1 protein-coding gene and 1 pseudogene are annotated in these 3901 nt (G+C 51.8%); both read right to left on the bottom strand.

Annotation, left to right across the window (positions count from 1 at the left end):
* Window positions 1-357 precede the first annotated feature (357 nt).
* Window positions 358-3498 carry an efflux RND transporter permease subunit gene (locus tag ACRCZA_RS04340; protein WP_438673247.1) on the bottom strand — a complete coding sequence of 1047 codons (3141 nt, stop codon included), beginning with the start codon at window positions 3496-3498 and terminating at the stop codon, window positions 358-360.
* Window positions 3498-3901: pseudogene (locus tag ACRCZA_RS04335) on the bottom strand (efflux RND transporter periplasmic adaptor subunit); the annotation flags it as partial. The gene ACRCZA_RS04340 and the pseudogene ACRCZA_RS04335, both read right to left, overlap by 1 nt.

The following is a 3901-nucleotide window of genomic DNA, read 5'->3' as shown; positions in this document are numbered from 1 at the left end:
CAATTTGCTTTATTATTGCGCAACTTGCGTGTGTTTTTTGTTCAGCTTTCTGGGTGGTTTGTAGTGCTCGGTGAACAGGTTGGGGTATAGCAGGTTAGCCGGGGCTTAATGGTTGTCATCCGGAACCTTAGCGGGGGATGCCCGCTAAGTGTTGGCATAAATACATCGTCTGATACACCGCTTACCTTTACTCTTATTTTCTTATTTTCTTATTTTCTTATTTTCTTATTTTCTTATTTTCTTATTTTCCCATTTTATTGCTCAGGCCCTTAATCACGATGATGCGCCCAAGATGCGCGACTCGTTGGCGGTAAATAGAGTTATCAGCCACACAATGTCATTACCTCAGCGTCAATTTTATTGATTTGCCGCTTTATATGCTTGACTGCTAACTGCTGAGCTCGCGTTATCATTGGGGGCGTTACCGATGCTTTTGTTATGGATGCTCGTGCTGACAATTGCTGGGCGTGTCATAAGTAGTAAATACATAGTGGGCACCCACACCAGTGATAACAGGGTGGTTAATAGGGTGCCGCCAGCAATCGCGATGGCAAAGGGCGGCCAAAAACCGCCACCGGCGATGATCAGCGGAATAAAGCCGCCAACGGTCGTTATCGTGGTGGAGGCGATGTGTCGCCCACAGTCGCTAACAATTGCAATGATGCCGCCATGATGATTGAGGCGGGCCGTGGGGGCAGCCTCCAGCTCGGCTAAGATGACAATCGCGGCATTGATGGCAAGCCCCATTAGGCCCAGCAATCCTATAATTACAGGAAAACCAAATGGATAACCAAATACAAATACTGCCAATAATCCTAATCCGGCCGATTGTATGGCGCTTAAAATAATAATGGTGGTTAGCCTAAATGAATTAAAAGATAGGACTAGGATGGCAAAAAGTAAGCAGAGGATCAGCAATAGATGGGAGAGCAGATTGCTAATGGCTTCATTTCGCTTGGCACTTTCACCACCTATTTCAATACGATAACCCGGTGGCAGTGATAATTGCGTCAGTTTAGGTTTTACCGCTTCAAGTACTTTGGCTGGCAACACGCCGCTCACAATATAGGCTTCAATAGTATTGACCCGCTGCCCATTGCGCCTAGGGATGGCGCCGCGACTGGCCTGCACCTCAATGTGCGAGAGCGCTGAGAGTGGTACCGCCTGCCCTGAGGGCGTGACTAATTGAATTTCTGCCAGTTTACTCACTTCTTCTCGACTTGTTTCTCCTAGGCGTACCCGTATGGGTAAGGATTCCGTTTGCTCAAGCACGTTTGAGGCTATCACGCCAGTGGTCGACATTTGGATTTGACTGGCGATTTGTGTCAGGCTTAAGCCGCTCATTAAGCTCGCATCTTCATTTACTTGTAACCATACCTTAGGGGCGCCCGCGGTTAAGGTGGCGCGGGTATGCAATACATCGCTGGTGGTGGCAAGCATTTTACGCACCTCATCTCCGAGCTGGCGCAGGGTGTCGAGATTGGGACCTAGGATCAGCAGTTCAATTGGCGCATTAAAGGGCGGGCCTTGCTCGAGCTTACGCACCAAGATTTGCGCCTCGGGAAAGGCTTTATCAAATTGCTGCTGTAATTGAGGAATAAGGGCGTTGGCCTCGGTAAAGCTCGCCACTTTCACCATGGCTTGGGCGTAATTGCTGGCGCCTTGTTGCCGTTCGGTGAGATTGTAATAAAACGACGGGGTGTTGCCGCCCACAACCCAGCTTACCTGATGGATACTCTGGATATTGCGCAATTGGCTGTCCAGCAAATGCACCTGGCTTAACGTGTTAGCCAGGCTGACATGGGGGGCAAGGTACATTTCGATTTGGAACATATCCCTGTCCGATGCTGGAAAGAATTGTTCGGTCATCTTAGTCGATGCCATAAAACCAAGGATTGGGATGATCCCGATCAATAGCGCACTCAAGCGCGGGCGCTGCAGGGCGATGGTGAGTGTCGCCTTAAAATAATGGGCAAGGAGCGGCAGTTTAATGCCCTGTTGGTACCAAAGCTTGTTGGGACCTGCATGGCTAAAACGCCCGGCCAGCCCGGCCACGAGTGTGTGGGCAATGATATAAGAGCCAAGCAGCGCCAAGATCACCGCTATCGCAATGCCGCTGACAAATTCTCCCGCCGAGCCGGGCATGAGAACGATAGGCGCAAAGGCGAGGATAGTGGTGAGTGTTGAGCCCGCTAAGGGTAACCAGAGGTGACCTAAGCTCTCGGTTACCGCAGCCAATGCTGTCATCCCTTGCCGGCGCCGGGAGGTAATGGCATCGACAATCACAATGGCGTTATCCACCATGATCCCCAGAGCCACCACTAAACCGGTCACCGACATTTGCTGGATGGGCAGGCCAATGTATCGCATACAAGCCAAGGTAAATAGCGCCATTAAGGGTAAGGCGAGGGCGACGATAATGGCGTTGCGAAGCCCAAGGGTGACTAACAACACCAGAAAAATGATCACAAAGCCTTGAAGTAAATTAATCGCTAAGCCATCTAGGCGCGCACTGGTGTAACTGTTTTGCTCAAATAACCATTGGATATTGATGTTGGCGGGCATATCACGCTTGAGTTCATCGACGAGCTGTTCAACCTCGGCCTGCCACACATCGACTCGAGTGTTACTTAGCATGCGCGGAGCGACGATGATCCCCTGCTCGCCCGCAATTAAGGCGACACTCTGCGCGGGCGTTTTGGGCTGGCGGCTGATGTGGGCGATATCCCCAAGGCGGATAATTTGCCCTTGGGCGTCGACTTTGAGTGGCACTTGGCGAATGCGGCTCAGTGAGTCGAGCTCACCGGAGACCTCGACGAGGGCGCGAAAGCTGGTGTTATTGATTTCGCCCGCCGCAATTTTACTGTCGGCATTGTTTAAGATCTGCGCGATAGCGCCTGGCGTGAGCTGTAATTGACTCATTTTATGGCCGTTGAGCGCGACTAAAATTTCCTCCTCTGGCGCCCCATAGAGTTTGACAAAGTCCGTCCCGCTGAGCTGCCTTAAGCGATGTTGTAATTCCTTAGCGTAACGATTGAGCATGTCGACTCTGACAGGCGCCGGCCCATCCCACTGTATGGCGAGGATCGCGGTATAGGCATAACCGATTTGATCGTCAAGGTTAGGGGCCAGCACGCCTGATGGCAAAGAGGGCTGGGCATCGGCTAATAAATCTCGCACCCGTGACCACAGGGGGGCGGTTTGTATGACAGTGTCCTCAAGTTCTAGTTGGATCACGGAGATCCCAGGCCGTGAGGTTGACTGGATCAATTTGATTTGTGCTAAGCGCCGGAGTTGATTTTCGAGCACCTCGGTCACTAAGGTTTCAACCCGTTCGGCGCTGGCGCCGGGATAGAGCGTCACAATTGAGGCAAAACGGTTGGTGATCTCGGGATCTTCCGTGCGCGGCAGGCTTGATAGCGCCCCCAACCCTGCCACGATAAGCAGGGCGATAACGAGGCTAACTAAGCGGCCATTTTCCACAAACCCCTTGATCATCATGATGCCACCTTCGCCGCGACTGGCATCACTTCTTGGCCAATGACTAATTTATGTAGCCCTTGGTTGACATAGTGTTCATTGGCTTGGACCGCCCCTTGGATGTAGGCCATGTCCTCGTGGGTGTAGAGGATCTCCACATCGCGCGGCTCCACTTGGGCCCCAAGAGGATGGTTGTTGATAACATATAACTGCCAGCGCCCGCGCATTCCGTCCGATAACGCTGCGATAGGCACCCAATATCCTGGCTGGGTAATGGTTTGTGTATGGTGCAAATAGGCAATATCGCCATTAATGACCGCAGCCGACTCAGGTAGGCTGATGCGCAGTTCCAGAGTGCGACTGATAGGGTTGACCTGGGCGCTTATCCCAGCAATCTTAGCTTTAACGTGCTGGTTTTGAA

This window comes from Shewanella sp. (genome assembly GCF_051658185.1).
Taxonomy (GTDB): Bacteria; Pseudomonadota; Gammaproteobacteria; order Enterobacterales; family Shewanellaceae; genus Shewanella.
This window is presented reverse-complemented; position numbering and strand designations above follow the sequence as displayed.